The sequence below is a fragment of the Patiriisocius marinistellae genome (genome assembly GCF_009014635.1).
GTDB lineage: Bacteria > Bacteroidota > Bacteroidia > Flavobacteriales > Flavobacteriaceae > Patiriisocius > Patiriisocius marinistellae.
The window spans coordinates 531,793-546,153 of sequence record NZ_BKCF01000001.1 but is presented as its reverse complement, the minus strand read 5'-3'; the positions used below and the strand labels follow the sequence as shown (position 1 = coordinate 546,153).

The window sequence follows — 14,361 nt, the reverse complement described above, 5'->3', positions numbered from 1 at the left end:
TATAAAGAGAAAATAATTATAATACTAAGTAGCACTAATGAAAAGAACACTTGTAATAGGTGATATACACGGAGGCCTTAAAGGCTTGCAACAGGTTTTAAAAAGAGCTAAAATTTCAGAAAAAGATAAGCTTATTTTTGTGGGAGACTATGTAGATGGCTGGAGTGATAATGCATCTACAATTGACTTTTTAATTAAAATTTCAGAAAAAAACAACTGCATATTTATTAGAGGAAATCATGATTATCTACTACACAAATATCTCACTAAAAATGACACAAACCCTATGTGGGTAAATCACGGTGGTGCTTCAAGTATTAAAAGTTATGAGCATATTTCTGAAGAAAAAAAACAACGGCATATCTTATTTTTAGACCACTTAAAGAATTATTACATTGACTCTGAAAATAGATTGTTTGTACACGCAGGGTTTACAAATCAAAATGGAATTGGAAACGAATTCAATCCAGATATGGTTTATTGGGATCGCACACTTTGGGAAATGGTGTGTGTCATGGATCCTTCTTCTTCAAAAAATAATGAATTGTATCCTAAGCGACTTAAAAATTACTCTGAAATATTTATAGGTCATACGCCAACAACTAGAATTGGCAAATCTACACCTCAAAACTTCGCCAATGTTTGGAATGTTGACACTGGTGCAGCTTTTAAAGGGTGTATATCAGTTATGGATATTGTAACAAAAGATTTTTGGCAAAGCGACCCCGTATGGCGTTTATATCCCGACGAAAAGGGTAGAAATTAATTAGGGCTCAGTACCAGTGTAACTTCTTCCGGGATTACATGGCATTCATCTTCACCAACTATAACGTCATTAATTGTTTGAGGCATGTAATTATCTCCCGTTGCAGTTATTGAATACGTTCCAGCACGTTCTCCAGCACCTACAAAAACATCATTAATTAGCATTAATGTTTCTGAATAATCACCATCAACAGCCATCACTGTAATACCATCTGTTAAAATCGCATCTGTTTGACCATCTTTGATAGTTACACTAAGACCGTTTACAAAAACCTCGGTGCAATTGATATTTATGTTTCCTGCTTCATCATCATTATTACATGATACTGCGACTAGCGTAAGGCAAATAAATAGGAGTTTTTTCATAACAATACAACGATTAATTAATAGGATTCGTATACTTATAAAAAACCCGCCTAAACAAAGGAGTTTAGGCGGATTATAGTTTCTGAAAATTTTAAAAATTTCAGTGTAAAAAATATAAAATCAATTTTTACAAGTCAAATTTAATTCCTTGCGCAAGTGGAAGTTCGTCAGAGTAGTTTACAGTGTTTGTTTGTCTTCTCATGTATACCTTCCAAGCATCAGATCCAGACTCGCGTCCTCCACCAGTTTCTTTTTCACCTCCAAAAGCACCACCTATTTCGGCACCACTTGTTCCTATGTTTACGTTTGCAATACCACAATCAGAACCTGCAAATGATAAGAACTTTTCTGCCTCTTTCATCTCGTTTGTCATAATCGCAGAAGATAATCCTTGTGCAACTCCATTTTGAACAGCAATAGCATTTTCAACATCACCAGAGTATTTCATTAAGTATAAAATAGGCGCAAAAGTTTCATGTTGAACAATAGCAAAGCTGTTTTCTGCTTCAATAATTGCTGGTTTTACATAGCAACCACTTTCGTACCCCTTACCTTCTAATACACCACCTTCAACTAACACGTTTCCTCCTTCGGCTTTTGCTTTTTCAATAGCGCTTAAGTACGTGTTTACAGACTCTTTATCAATTAGTGGCCCTACATGATTATTTTCGTCAAGTGGGTTACCTATCACTATTTGCTTGTATGCTCCTACGATAGCATCTCTTACTTTATCATAAACACTCTCATGAATAATCAATCTTCTTGTTGAAGTACAACGTTGACCACACGTTCCTACGGCTCCAAATACGGCACCAGGAACAACCACTTTTAAATCTGCTGTAGGTGTAATTATGATGGCATTATTACCACCTAACTCTAATAAAGATTTTCCAAAACGCTCAGCAACCGTTGCACCAACTATACGTCCCATTCTTGTAGAACCTGTTGCAGAAATTAAAGGAATTCTAGTATCCTTTGTCATCATTTCTCCTACTTTGTAATCACCATTAATGATAGCAGAAATACCTTCGGGCAAATTGTTTTCTTTTAATACTCCAGCAATAATGTTTTGACATGCAACAGCACACATAGGTGCTTTTTCACTAGCTTTCCAAACACATACATCACCGCAAACCCATGCTAATGCTGTATTCCAAGCCCAAACAGCTACCGGAAAGTTAAACGCAGATATGATACCCACAATCCCTATTGAATGCCATTGCTCACGCATAACATGACCTGCTCTCTCAGAAGGAATTGTTTGTCCATTTAACTGTCTAGAAAGACCTACTGCAAAATCACAAATATCAATCATTTCTTGAACCTCACCGTAACCTTCCTGTAATGATTTACCCATCTCGTAAGAAACAAGTTTTCCTAAAGGCTCTTTTAACTCGCGCAATTTGTTTCCAAACTGTCGAACAATCTCTCCACGCTGTGGCGCTGGCATTGCTCTAAAAGTCAAAAATGCATCTTGAGCTGTAGTAATTACTTTCTCGTAATCTTCTTTTGTTGTGGTTGTTACTTTTCCTATCAACGCACCATCTACTGGAGAATAAGAGGCAATTTCTTCGCCACCTTTAAACCACTTATTTCCTGTTGAAGTTCCGTGATTTACGTCTTTAAGACCTAATTGTTTTAATGCTTCGTCCATCCCGAAGTCTTTAGCTACTGTTGACATAGAATTTATTTTTTTCCTTTCCGCAAGCGGAAATTTTTATTTAATTTAAAATAGTTGAATTGTATAAAATTTCTGCTGAAATATTAAGGCATTCAAACCGTTGCGCGAAGATACAATTTTGCTGAACCACTAAAAAGAAATAGGATGAATGCTCTAAAACTTAACAAGTAATTAGCTATTATTCTTTCTATTCCCATAGTGCGAATTCAAAATTTAAAGATTAATTTTTTTGAGACCTTTTTTAATATACTGGGTCTCTAATCTTTTTAATAAAAATATTTGAGAAGGATTACTAATAGCGATGGCACTAAACATAATTAAAATTTTAGTTGTAAAGCCATTATTTTAGTCAATTAATACAACACAAAATCTACTCATCTGCTGTAAACCGCTCATCTACCTCCATCACCGTTCCACAGTTATTACATGTCCTTAGTTCTTCACTTGCATAAAAATCTTTAAAGTGCTGTAAGAAATCTTTTTCCACATCATTTAATGGAAAATACACTTCGTGAAGTTTATTGTTGCAATTATCACAAAACCACATCAAGCCATCCTTCCCTTCAAGGTCTTGACGTTTTCTTTCAACAACTAAGCCTATTGAGCCAGCTTCTCTCACTGGCGAATGAGGCACTTTTGCTGGGTGTAAATACATGTCGCCAGGACCCAGCTCCATTGTTTCTTTCTTTCCATCTTCTTGTACATGTACTTGAATTTTACCCTCTAATTGGTAAAATAGTTCTTCAGTCTCATTGTAATGGTAATCTTTGCGTGCATTGGGACCGCCTACTATCATGACAATATAATCACCAGCATCTTTGTACAAATTTTTATTGCCTACAGGTGGCTTTAAATGTTCGCGATTTTCTTCTACCCATTGATTAAGGTTAAACGGTTTTCTAATTGCCATAACATAATTTTTATAGTTCTACGTAAAAATACAGAGATTTTAGGAGGAAGAAAATAGAAGTATAAGAAAATGGGATCTCAATTTTTAGATAAAAATTAAATGAAGTTGCATAGCTACGGAAATAGAATACATACAAATACTAAGGTTTAATTTAAGTAATGACTTTCACCTTATATATTTCCGAAGTAATTATCGATGAAATTTAAAAATACTATCGTAATAAAAAAAACTCCATAACAGTCTTTGGGAAACTGTCATGGAGCTTAGCTAATAAGTAGGTATGTTAATTTTTATCTTTTGTAGAATAGTTGCGTAAAATAGTATGTCCCGTTACTATTAGGTATGATCCCAAAACCTGAGTGAGTAAAATCTCCCTCAATTGCTCTTCTGTGACCTACACTATTTAACCATGCAGTAACTACAGTTTGAGCATCAGTGTAACCAAAAGCTACATTTTCTCCTACTTTCTCAGCACCTTGTCCTTTTAAGGCTTGTGTTCTGTATTGAAAGTTATCATGATTGATTTGCTTAAGGTCAATCATATATTTTGTGTGATCTACTGCGTATGCAGATGCGTGTTGCTTATCTTTTTTTATTGCATTAAGCCCTAAAGTGGCTCTGTGTTCGTTAACAAGAATAAGAATTTCTTCAGCCATTTCCCAGTCTGTTTCATGTGCAAGATTAAGATCGATTGCGTAATTTGCTTCTTCAACTGTGTTAGTGTCTTCAGTTGAGCAAGATGCTACAGTAAATAATAATACAAATGCTAGTAATGTAGTGTTTAAAGTTCTCATAATTAGGGGGCATCAAATTTGGGACATGATGTTGATTCAAATATAGAGAATTTTCTTACACAGACAACACTTAAACTGATTTGAAGCGCACTTAATCGATAAAATAGATATTATTCCTACAAAAAAGTCCTACAGAAAAGTCCATGAAGCTAATGATTATACGGTCTAACAAGAAAACAGAAGATTTAGAAAAAAATGAAAATATTTTCAATTATTTTGTTTTTTAACGGATTTATAGCACTTTTAAACGCAAAAATCGTTGTTAATTAAATGTTAATTAAGACAATTCCTACATCATCTACTTAAAAAATCGACGAAATGCATATCTATTAACTATTAAATTTTAACATTATAAAAATGATATATTGTATTCTAAACAATGTTTTATAAAAGTTAAAAGAGAACTTGTTAATTTTAATATTTATAATTTAAAAATGAAAGAATTATTATTACTAATAAAAAAGACTCCTTTTACATTATATGTTACTTACCTACTTATTTACATTCCTTGGGGTTTTGGGATGGACGCCTTTGGCTCTTGGGTAGAAATTGCTAGATTCAATAATTGGTGGCAAGTAATAACTTGCTATGGTTTATATATGATTCCTATTTCTGTTTTATTAAAAGGACGTCCTTTTTTTGAACAATACGCATACGGCTTTGTTGCAATGGGTTTGCTAGAGTTTGGCGGGTACTATTTTAAAACTTCTTATGCGTACCCTAATAATATAATAGAGAATTTTTTTGGTATTAGAAATTTTGCACTTGGAATGGCATTATTCTTCGCTGTCTATTTTCCGTTAGGAAATTGGGTTGTAGGAAAATTATTTCTAGTTATATTCCCTCAACAAGCACAAGGCTATGACAAATAACTATTACGCAGTCATTTTTACCTCAACACTTTCTAAGCATACTGAAGGTTATAATGAGATGGCACATAAAATGGAATTACTCGCAGAACAACAAAATGGGTTTTTGGGTATTTCTAGCGCAAGAGAAAATATAGGCATCACTATTAGTTATTGGGAGAATGAACAAGCAATTATTAATTGGAAGGCAAATTTAGACCACCAATTAGCACAAAAGTTCGGTAAATTAAAATGGTACTCTAGTTATAAAGTTGAAGTTGCTCTAATTAAAAGGAGTTATAATTTCAATAACAAAAACTTACCGTAGCGGAAAACCCTTACCCGCCCACCAAGGTTTAATCTCAATTATAAGCCTTCCTGCTTTTACCATTGGGTCAAGATGTGCTAAGCTATCTGCAATTTTCATTGTGGGAACATTATAAATTGTAATTCCTCGCATGTCGCCATCATCTCCAAAAGGGCCAGAAATATCTGCAAAGCCTTTTTCATACATACTACTCAAGTGTGCCATGTGCAGTGTTTGTAGACTATCTGCTGTGGCTTTTGTTTGATTTCTGTTAGGTCCACTCTTTAAAAAAGCCATGAAATATTGTTGCATAATAATAGTATCGCCAGAGGTTTCGTCTATATAATCAAAAATTTCAAAGCCTTCTTTCTTTAGTTCTGCAATTTGTTTTGCTGCCGAAATTTGCTGTGATTCATTAATTAAATCTGAAACATAAACATTCTTTATCTCTGGTTTACATGAAATAGCAACTACCGAAATAACGAGTGTGAGTTTAATAAAATTCATTCTATTTCCAGTTTTTAAAAGGGTTTATACTCAATTGCGAATTATAATATTTAATAGATCCCGTAACCTCTTTACCTAGCCATTTTGGCTTTTTAAAGATTTCATTTTCTGCTGTAAGTTCAATTTCTGCAATTGTTAATCCATGATTATTTCCGAAGAACTCATCTACCTCAAAAATATGTTTACCTACGTTAATTTCGTGACGCGTTTTTTCAATCACTCCATCCTCACAAATTTTTAAAAGCGCTTCAGCTTCCACAACGGGTATTTCTTTTTCCCATTCAAAACGAGTGGTTCCTGCTTTATTTGATTTTCCTTTAATTGTTAAAAATCCTTTTAAACCTTTAATTCTCACACGCACCGTACGCTCTTTATGAGTATTTAAAAAACCTTGAATGATTCTTTTTTTTGAAAAGGATTCTCTTTTATAACTATCGTCTTGGACTAAAAATTTGCGTTCTATTTCTTGCATTTCTAAATAAGCTAAAAGAAGGTGTTTAAATTAGTGGTCTTCTTCTTTGATTTCATTAACCTCTTGATTTTTTTGAGCTGCATATTCAAATCCACTTTTCCACCAAGTTGTCATTTTTTCTTTATTAAAAATTAGTGAATTTGTAGTGAGCACCGTTGGTGTATAATACAAGTTTAAAATTGCATCTTTATTTCCGGCAGCAAATTTACCAATAGCAATATTTTGTTTTTCAATACGGTCAATCATGTAATTGTGCAGATTTGACAGTAGCCCAAAAACATTTTTTGAAGCCAACCTATTATAAAAAGCGACTTCCGTTTCTAATATAATGACATCAACCACCTTTGCTCCTCTATCAATTGCTTCTTTAATTGGTACAATACTCCCAAAACCTCCATCTGCGTATTCACAACCATTTTTTTTCACAAGACTCATAAATGGAATGTAATTGCTAGAAATCCATATCCAATCACAAAAATCTTGATACTCCACATCTTTTATTGATTTGTATTCTACAGCGTTTAATGAAAGGTTAGAAACAGTTATTACTACATCTTTACTACTTTCCTTTAGTTTAGTAAACTCATCTTTAGTAAGTGTCCTTTCAATTAATTTTCGAAGATTTTTGCTCTCACCAAAAGTTTTTGAGCCTTTTAAAAAATTAAACAACACTTTTGAATGATTAATAGAAATTTGCTCCTCTCCCCATTTGTCCATCTTAACCCCAAAAGGACAATTATTAAAGATTGATTGTTGGGTTACGCTCGTGTAAACCTCTTTTATTTTATCAATTTTATTTAATGCTAGATGAGAAATTAATAAACTACCTGTTGATGTCCCAATAAACAAATCATAATTATGCCTAAGCTCCTCGATAAGATATTGTGCAACACCACCACCAAAAGCACCTTTACTTCCTCCACCCGAAATCACTAAAGCTCTCATAAATTTATTTTGCAGTTAATATTGCGCTCTCAAAAGATAAAAATAATGCTTAAGCACTTAGTTCACTATGTTCGAAATCTCATCTGATGTAATCCTAACCTCATTATAACCTTCAATTGACACAATTTGCATGGCTTTCGCAATAGTTTTTGGTTCAATCATTTTATATTTTTTGGGAATTAAAAAACTAAAAGTCTTAAATGCAATTTGGGCCATTTGCTCACCCCATCGTTGTTCTTCTCTTTCTCCGCCTATTAAAGATGGTTGAAAAAAGTGAGTGTTCTTAATACCTTCTTGCAATACATCGCGTTCCATTTCTCCTTTTACTTTATTGTAAAAAGTACTACTTTTTGGGTTTGCTCCTAATGCCGAAATCACTAAAAAAGTGTCAATTCCGTTTTTATTTGCCAATTTTGAAGCTGTTACAGGAATACCATAGTCAATTTTTTTATACGTGTCTTTATCGGGCGTTTTTGCTTTTGTAGTTCCTATACAGCAAAACACAACATCACCTTTAAAAGCATCTTTAAAGTCTTCCATTTTAAACATATCACCAAGGTGCTCCTCCAGTTTAGGATGTTTTTTTCCAGTAGCACTTCTTCCAAAGGTTTTAATTTTTGAAAAGCGTTTATCGTTCAATAACATATCTAGTAATATCCCACCTGTAAGTCCTGTAGCTCCTAAAATGATAGCTGTTTTATTCATGTTTTTTATTGATTGAAAAGGTTTAACTAGTCTGCGAAGTTTTCAAAAGATAAAGATATTAAATTTACACTATGGAAATTGAACTCCCACTTAGAAAGATAATTCATGTTGATATGGATGCATTTTATGCATCTGTGGAGCAACTTGATGACCCTAGCTTGCGTGGCAAACCTATTGCTGTTGGTGGAGGGAGTTCTCGTGGCGTAGTTAGTGCCGCAAGTTATGAGGCTCGAAAATACGGTGTTCGCTCTGCAATGGCTGGATCACTTGCCGCAAAATTGTGCCCTCAACTCATTTTTGTAAAAACTCGCTTTGATCGTTATCGTGAAATTTCGGACAAGGTGCGTAAAGTATTTTATGAATATTCAGATTTAGTAGAACCTTTGTCTCTTGACGAAGCCTATATCGATGTAACTCAAAATAAAAAGGGAAACCCAAGCGCCACATTAATCGCCCAAGAAATACGCACAAAAATTTATGAAAGAACAGGTCTAAATGCATCGGCTGGAATATCTATCAATAAATTTATTGCTAAAATAGCCAGTGACTTTAATAAGCCTAATGGTCAAAAAACGGTTCCGCCAGAGGAGGTTTTAGAATTTCTTGAAGCGCTAGATATTAAAAAATTTTATGGTGTAGGAAAGGTGATGAAAGAGAAAATGTACCGTCACGGTATTTATACTGGGGCAGATTTAAAAACTAAGTCAATAGAGTTTTTAGAAGAGCATTTTGGCAAAAGTGGCGGGTATTACTACAATATTGTGAGAGGAATTCACAATAGCCAGGTCAAGGCTGAGCGTACTCGAAAATCCCTAGCTGCAGAGCGCACTTTTAGTGAGAATATTGCTTCTGAAATTTTTATGATTGAACGCTTAGAAAATATTGCAGCCGAAGTAGAACGCCGACTCAAAAAAAGCAAAGTTGCAGGAAAAACAGTTACACTAAAAATTAAATACAGCGACTTCACACTTCAAACCCGAAGTAAAACGTTGTCATTATATATAGCTTCAAAAGAACTTATAATGGAGACGGTTAAAGAGTTATTGTTTCAAGAAGGAATGAAAAACTCTGTTCGATTATTAGGCATTTCAATGTCTAACCTCAACAATGAAGATAAAACCGAAACAAGAAAAGTAGCTCAAAAAGAAATTGACGTACAGTTAAAATGGGATTTTTGAAAACGAATTCTACTATAGTATTTACGATTACTAATCCATTGTTTGCGATTAAGAGAACACTCTACTTTACACCCTATTGTGGTGGTATCTTTGAGATATATCTATCACACTTTAAAATTAAAATTATGAAAAATACAACATTCACATTTGCATTGCTTGCTTTAATAATACTTTCAGCTTGCAAAAATAACAAAGAACAAACAGCACAAATTTCCGAAGAAAATATGGAGGATATTGTTGAAGAAGCTAACAAAAAACAAAATTCAGATTATTTATATGTTACTGCAACGAGTGGTTTATCGCTTCGAGAATTTGACAATCTTAACAGCGAAAAACTTGCTGTCATGCCCTACGGCACAAAATTAAAATTAAAGCTCATTGAAGAAAATGAAACAATGAACGTGGGAGGAATTAAAGGCGGTATGCATCAAGTGGAATACAATAATAAAACGGGGTATGCATTTAACGGGTATTTATCTGAGTTCTTTCCGCCAGAGAAAAATGCCAAAGCTGAGTTTTATATTGATGACTTGAAAGCAACGCATCCACAAGCAACTTTTACAGAAACTGTAGGCGGTACAGCAAGTAATCCTACTAATACCGAAACGGTTTTACTACCTACAAAAAAATGGCATGAGGCATTTTATATTGCACAAAAACTATATGATATTCCTTTAGCATTTTCTTTTCCAAACCCTAAAGGAAGAGACGCTCAAACTGTTAAAAACCCTAAAAAACCAGACTATATGTTTAGTAGTGAATTAAACGTTGAGCGTGAAGCAAACCTCTTAAAAACTATTAAGTACACTCAAGCCGGGGAAGGATATGGTAGCAGCGTCACCATCACAGCAGAAGGTGATATGATGAAAATAGAATGGACCGCAGTAGCAGACTAGTACCTTCGAAAATATTAAAAATTAAAAACTCGTAATTAAGATTGCGAGTTTTTTAATTTTACTCAATAGATAAGAGAAAAAAATTATTAAGTGCTTTTTTCCACCGTTTCTTTTTGTCTTCACTTAAATTATTATTGTCCAGCAAAAGTCCCTTCATTGTGTAGTTTTCAGTAATAAAAGCTTCTGGAATTGTATCAATATTACAATTGTTTAAATGCACTGAGAATAGACTTGGCATCTCAATAAAAATTTCTGGAACAGTTGTAAATGCATTGTGTTCTGCTTGAATCACCCATACTTGTTTCATGTTTTTCATTTCAATAGGAAGTGATTGTAATTGATTGTTCCCTATATACAAATTATTCACCTTACTAAGCAGCCCAATTTCTGGCGGCAGTTGTTTCATACTGTTATAACTCAACCATAAAGAGTATAATTTAGGCAAATATGAAAGATGCTCAAATGTACTTCCTTTAGTAATTTTATTATTACTCAAATTAAGATCTTTAAGGGTTTTTATTTCTGAAATTTCTTGCGGAAGACCACTTAGGTTATTGTATTGAAGATTTAAAAAACGAAGTGGGAGTACTGCTAGCTGACTATAGGTTAAAGACCAATTTAATAATGGGTTGCCATTAATTGAAAGTTGTTTAAGATTACTAAATTCTTTAATGTTTTCTGGAAGTTGTTGAAGGTTTAAATTGTCTAGTATTAAAACCTCGAGTTCTTTAGGATTGGGGATAGCATTAAAAGTTTCCAATAAGTCAACCGATGTATTTCCACTTAAATCTAGCATTTTTAAATGGGTAAATTTTGATATTTCCTCTGGAACCTTTTTAAGGTTTTGATTGCTTACATTTAGTCTAAGTACTTTCTCTGGATAAGAATTTTGAAAACTAGTTTCTGTTTTACTATAAAAAGTATTATACGTATTGCAACTTTGCATTAAAATTACAAGTACAAATGTGCTATATTTTAAACTATTCAACATCGCCAAGATTTTGAATTAAACTCCCTTCAATCTCTATAAACAGTTTATCTTTTGCTCTAACATTCCATGGAAATCTGGGGTTAAGGCCCGGACCGTCATGCAATGTGTTTTGTATATAAGCCCCCAATCGTTGACTATTATACCCCAGTTTTAAATTGCCGCTAAAATGATTTTGTTGAACAGTGCCAAAAAAATACGCATTGCTATAAAATAAATCTTCAAATGGGGTAAGCGTATACCACACATTTTTTCTTCCATCATCAGAATTTACAGAATTATCTGGGGATTTTGAAAAATCTGCTTTGGGAGTAAACAATGCTATACCTAATCCTATTTGATACACCAAACCATCTCCACCTATTTCTGAATAGCTAACTTTTAGCGTTCCTGTTGCTGCGTAGTCTGTACCTTCGCCACGCGCTAGTTGCCCAAACCTAAAATCATTTAAAAAGGCTATGTTAATAGAGTGGTTTGCGTTACTAAAACGCATTAAAATACTTCCTCTTTTTGGACTAAATGTTTTTAGCCCATTTGGTAAATATTCTTTTTCAAGACCAAACCCAAATCCATTAAAACCTCCATCACCTTTATTGTTAATTATTAAAGTAGTGTTTAAGTTTGAAATTGAAGAGCCTAGTAAGTTACTATTTTGCCCAATGCCTATTAAAGAAAATAAATCGTACCCGTATCCTATTCCTTTGTTTTTAACAGTGTGTCTTTTAAAAAGTTGGTTTATAAAAATAGTAGCCCCTGTTTCAATAGCAATATCATTATAATTAGCTGTTCCAAAACCAAAAACACCTAGTTTAAGTGCTTGATTTTGATTTCCTAGTTGCAAAGTTGCTTTGAGTTGTAACCCTCCATTAAACTTTAGGTCTTGCGCATTTGTTTGCAAACTAGCAACAACTAGTAATGCAAAAAATATTACATGTTTGATACAACTCTTTTTATTAAACAACTAATTTATCAATGAGATTAAAATTTCAGAAGTAATAATCACTTTACTTGAGAAACTCGTAAGGTATTCACCATCCCTTTATCTACAATTGGCATTGCAGCAAGGTTGATTAAATAGTCTCCTTTTTTTACAAATTTTTTCTGTTTTGCAATTTGGTTTACATCTTCTACTGTTTCGTCTGTACTTACATATTTATCATAGTAAAAAGCTTTTACGCCCCACAATAAATTGAGACGAGATAAAATTCTATGATTTGAAGTATACACTAAAATATGAGCATCTGGTCTCCAGGCGCTAATTTGAAACGCGGTATAGCCACTATTTGTTAGTGTGCAAATTGCTTTTGCTTCAATTTCATTAGCCATTGTAGCGGCATGATAACATATAGATTTTGTAATATACCTATTTGTTCGCACGTGTGGTGGCTCTTGTGGCACATGAATTAAATGACTGTTTTCTACTTGTTTACAAATACTAGCCATCTTTTCAATAACCTGTACTGGATACTGGCCTACTGAAGTTTCACCACTTAACATAACAGCGTCTGCTCCATCCATTATTGAATTAGCAACATCATTTACCTCAGCCCTTGTAGGTGTTAATGATGTAATCATTGTTTCCATCATTTGTGTTGCAATAATTACTGGGATTCTAGCGCGCTTTGCAGTAAGTACTAATTCTTTTTGAATTAATGGAACTTCTTCTGCAGGAACTTCAACGCCTAAATCACCACGTGCAACCATTAATCCATCACAATAAGCAACAATTTTATCGATGTTTTCAACAGCTTCAGGCTTCTCTATTTTAGCAATGATAGGTATTTTGTGTTCACTATGTGCTTCAATTAATGCTTGTAATTCTTTTAAATCCTCCGCGTGACGAACAAAAGAAAGTGCTATCCAGTCAACTTCTTGAGAGATTGCAAAGATGGCATCCTCTTTATCCTTTGTAGTTAATGCTGGTAATGAAATATTTGTATTAGGAAGATTGACCCCTTTGCGTGAACGCAATGGTCCTCCTTGAATTACTTTAGTTTTAACCTCAGCTTTTCCATCTGTGGAAATGACTTCAAACATCAATTTTCCATCGTCAAGTAATACACGCTCCCCCTTTTTTACATCACGAGGAAAGTTGTCATAATTCATGTAGACTTTTTTTGAATCTCCTTCAAATTCTTCTCCAGTGCAAAAGGAAATTTTATCTCCTGGATTAACGATTACTTCTTCTTTCATCATTCCTACACGTAATTTAGGACCTTGTAAATCGCCTAAAATTGCAGTACTTGTTTCAAGCTCTTTTCCTAAATCTCTAATGGTTGCAATTACTTCCTTAACATTTTCATAATTGGCATGTGAAAAATTGACACGGAATACATTTACTCCTGCAAGAATCATCTTCTTTAAAATCTCTCTATCTGCTGTTGCAGGCCCTAAGGTTGCAACAATCTTGGTCTTTTTTTGATTTGGCATTTAGTCAAATATTAAATTATTCTTTGATTTTAATTTTTCAACATCTATTTCATATGCTGAAATTACTTGTTTTATTTCGTTGATTTTTGAAATTGTAGTTTTTAGTCCAACGCTGTTAAAATCTGATTGTATTTTCAGAAAATAATCAACCTGTTTGTATTCTGGGATTACATAGGTAGTTATTGTTTCTTCGTTTGTAATATTTCCGAAGAGACTACCACTACTTGCCATTTTTGCAACGTGTGATTTACATCTATTAGCGACTAGATTATACGAAGTGTATTTCATCTCATCTTCAAAGTCATATAACGGAAATGTAATTTCTAACCCGTCTTTTGAAAAATCTAAGTCTACACGCCTTGACATTAAACGCAATTCAACAAACTGATTTAATAAATATGCAAGCCTAAACGGCTCCTCACTACAATGAATAGCTATCAAAGAAAATTCTTCTTTAAAATCATCATCTAGTATCAGCTTATACGTACCCATCTCAGCATTTTAATTTTTAAAAATACCGATTGTTTTTATACTAAGCGCTGTGCTATATGTAAAATCTATGTGAATTT

General features: G+C 33.5%; 17 protein-coding genes. 5 read left to right on the top strand and 12 right to left on the bottom strand.

What is annotated here, in order from left to right; all coding sequences use genetic code 11:
- Nucleotides 1-37: 37 nt before the first annotated feature.
- The gene (locus tag GB234_RS02420) at nt 38-766 is read left to right on the top strand and encodes a metallophosphoesterase family protein (protein WP_151892922.1); all 729 of its coding nucleotides are present in this window, start codon (nt 38-40) and stop codon (nt 764-766) included.
- On the opposite strand, the gene GB234_RS02415 is transcribed toward GB234_RS02420, so the two are convergent.
- The 4 genes from GB234_RS02415 to GB234_RS02400 all read right to left on the bottom strand — a co-directional run bounded on the left by GB234_RS02415 (nt 763) and on the right by GB234_RS02400 (nt 4,516).
- Entirely contained in the window at nt 763-1,131 is a 369-nt protein-coding gene (locus GB234_RS02415; RefSeq protein WP_151892921.1) for a hypothetical protein, read from the bottom strand. The two genes, GB234_RS02420 and GB234_RS02415, sit on opposite strands and share 4 nt — an antisense overlap.
- Nucleotides 1,132-1,258: 127 nt before the next feature.
- Nucleotides 1,259-2,812, bottom strand: coding sequence for an L-piperidine-6-carboxylate dehydrogenase (amaB, locus tag GB234_RS02410; protein ID WP_151892920.1), 1,554 nt, complete (start codon nt 2,810-2,812; stop codon nt 1,259-1,261).
- A gap of 370 nt (nt 2,813-3,182) precedes the next feature.
- Nucleotides 3,183-3,722 carry a 3-hydroxyanthranilate 3,4-dioxygenase gene (locus GB234_RS02405; RefSeq protein ID WP_151892919.1) on the bottom strand — a complete coding sequence of 180 codons (540 nt, stop codon included), beginning with the start codon at nt 3,720-3,722 and terminating at the stop codon, nt 3,183-3,185.
- Nucleotides 3,723-4,012: 290 nt separating this feature from the next.
- Nucleotides 4,013-4,516 carry a CAP domain-containing protein gene (locus tag GB234_RS02400; protein ID WP_151892918.1) on the bottom strand — a complete coding sequence of 168 codons (504 nt, stop codon included), beginning with the start codon at nt 4,514-4,516 and terminating at the stop codon, nt 4,013-4,015.
- Between the two features lie 434 nt (nt 4,517-4,950).
- Between GB234_RS02400 and GB234_RS02395 the strand changes: the two genes are divergently transcribed.
- Together GB234_RS02395 and GB234_RS02390 are read left to right on the top strand one after the other, a co-directional pair.
- Nucleotides 4,951-5,388 carry a hypothetical protein gene (locus GB234_RS02395; RefSeq protein WP_151892917.1) on the top strand — a complete coding sequence of 146 codons (438 nt, stop codon included), beginning with the start codon at nt 4,951-4,953 and terminating at the stop codon, nt 5,386-5,388.
- Nucleotides 5,378-5,692: an antibiotic biosynthesis monooxygenase family protein gene (locus tag GB234_RS02390; RefSeq protein WP_151892916.1), complete on the top strand. Its 315-nt coding sequence runs from the start codon at nt 5,378-5,380 to the stop codon at nt 5,690-5,692. Before GB234_RS02395 ends, GB234_RS02390 begins: the two co-directional genes overlap by 11 nt.
- On the opposite strand, the gene GB234_RS02385 is transcribed toward GB234_RS02390, so the two are convergent.
- The 4 genes from GB234_RS02385 to GB234_RS02370 are packed head-to-tail and all read right to left on the bottom strand — an operon-like array spanning nt 5,684 to nt 8,300.
- Nucleotides 5,684-6,178, bottom strand: a complete 495-nt coding sequence (locus GB234_RS02385) for a YciI family protein (protein ID WP_151892915.1) — start codon at nt 6,176-6,178, stop codon at nt 5,684-5,686. The two genes, GB234_RS02390 and GB234_RS02385, sit on opposite strands and share 9 nt — an antisense overlap.
- A gap of 1 nt (nt 6,179) precedes the next feature.
- The gene (locus tag GB234_RS02380; RefSeq protein WP_151892914.1) at nt 6,180-6,650 is read right to left on the bottom strand and encodes a CYTH domain-containing protein; all 471 of its coding nucleotides are present in this window, start codon (nt 6,648-6,650) and stop codon (nt 6,180-6,182) included.
- A gap of 30 nt (nt 6,651-6,680) precedes the next feature.
- Complete coding sequence (locus GB234_RS02375) at nt 6,681-7,595, bottom strand: patatin-like phospholipase family protein (protein WP_151892913.1); 915 nt, start codon at nt 7,593-7,595, stop codon at nt 6,681-6,683.
- Between the two features lie 57 nt (nt 7,596-7,652).
- Nucleotides 7,653-8,300 carry an NAD(P)H-binding protein gene (locus GB234_RS02370; RefSeq protein ID WP_151892912.1) on the bottom strand — a complete coding sequence of 216 codons (648 nt, stop codon included), beginning with the start codon at nt 8,298-8,300 and terminating at the stop codon, nt 7,653-7,655.
- A gap of 71 nt (nt 8,301-8,371) precedes the next feature.
- On the opposite strand from GB234_RS02370, the gene dinB reads away from it, so the two are divergent.
- Together dinB and GB234_RS02360 are read left to right on the top strand one after the other, a co-directional pair.
- Entirely contained in the window at nt 8,372-9,478 is a 1,107-nt protein-coding gene (gene dinB / locus GB234_RS02365; RefSeq protein WP_151892911.1) for a DNA polymerase IV, read from the top strand.
- Between the two features lie 125 nt (nt 9,479-9,603).
- Complete coding sequence (locus GB234_RS02360) at nt 9,604-10,374, top strand: SH3 domain-containing protein (RefSeq protein WP_151892910.1); 771 nt, start codon at nt 9,604-9,606, stop codon at nt 10,372-10,374.
- Nucleotides 10,375-10,432: 58 nt separating this feature from the next.
- Here GB234_RS02360 and GB234_RS02355 read toward each other — a convergent pair whose 3' ends face one another.
- From GB234_RS02355 to GB234_RS02340, 4 genes are read right to left on the bottom strand one after another with little or no spacing between them, the layout of a single operon-like run.
- The gene (locus tag GB234_RS02355) at nt 10,433-11,365 is read right to left on the bottom strand and encodes a leucine-rich repeat domain-containing protein (RefSeq protein ID WP_151892909.1); all 933 of its coding nucleotides are present in this window, start codon (nt 11,363-11,365) and stop codon (nt 10,433-10,435) included.
- A complete protein-coding gene (locus GB234_RS02350; RefSeq protein ID WP_151892908.1) occupies nt 11,355-12,323 on the bottom strand; it encodes a hypothetical protein in 969 nt (322 codons plus the stop codon). Before GB234_RS02350 ends, GB234_RS02355 begins: the two co-directional genes overlap by 11 nt.
- Nucleotides 12,324-12,361: 38 nt before the next feature.
- Nucleotides 12,362-13,792 (bottom strand): pyruvate kinase, encoded by a 1,431-nt coding sequence (gene pyk, locus GB234_RS02345; protein ID WP_151892907.1) that lies wholly within the window; start codon nt 13,790-13,792, stop codon nt 12,362-12,364.
- On the bottom strand, nt 13,793-14,284 hold the full coding sequence (locus GB234_RS02340; protein ID WP_151892906.1) for an IPExxxVDY family protein: 492 nt from the start codon (nt 14,282-14,284) through the stop codon (nt 13,793-13,795).
- Between the last annotated feature and the right edge of the window lie 77 nt (nt 14,285-14,361).